General features: G+C 52.9%; 1 protein-coding gene and 1 pseudogene. Both read right to left on the bottom strand.

Translation table 11 applies throughout. The annotated features are described in order from the left end of the window. Positions 1-146: 146 nt before the first annotated feature. On the bottom strand, positions 147-476 hold the full coding sequence (mdtI, locus tag AB7038_RS18105) for a multidrug/spermidine efflux SMR transporter subunit MdtI (RefSeq protein ID WP_015366783.1): 330 nt from the start codon (positions 474-476) through the stop codon (positions 147-149). Next, positions 463-537, bottom strand: a pseudogene (locus tag AB7038_RS18100) (multidrug transporter subunit MdtJ); the annotation flags it as partial. The gene mdtI and the pseudogene AB7038_RS18100, both read right to left, overlap by 14 nt.

The following is a 537-nucleotide window of genomic DNA, read 5'->3' as shown; positions in this document are numbered from 1 at the left end:
GATTTTGGCAGAGGGAATATTCCGCCAGCCAGGCAAAGGAATCATGTGCTGTCCTCATAGCGGCGTACAGAAAGATGCCGAATCTGCTTTTTTAAGCGTAATACAGAGAACAGAATTTGACGCCTGCGAACGCAGGCGGCATCATATCAGGCCAGTTTTATCAATACCATACCGGCCACCAGCAGCACGACGCCAACCCAACCTTTATGGTTCAGACGCTGACCAAAGAGGATCCAGCCAGCGGCAATGGTGGCCGCAATCCCGAATCCGCCCCACAGCGCATAAGCGACGGACAGGTCGATACCTTTTACCGCCTGCGACAGGGCGCTAAAGGCCCCTAACACTGCCGCCAGCGACAGAATACCGTAGATCTTACGACGGAAGCCGTCGGAAAATTTCAGCAATACGTTCGCGGTTATTTCCAGTACGATAGCCAGCGCCAGCCAGGCGCCGTGAATCCACTCAAACTGTTGCATGAGCTTTCTCCTCATGCTGTTTTACCGCCTTTTTTGTGCCGGACTTAATCAGTATGATCCC

It is taken from the genome of Morganella morganii (assembly GCF_041099235.1).
Lineage (GTDB): Bacteria > Pseudomonadota > Gammaproteobacteria > Enterobacterales > Enterobacteriaceae > Morganella > Morganella morganii_E.
Note: the sequence above shows the minus strand (reverse complement) of the source record. Positions and strands in the feature narration are given on the sequence as shown.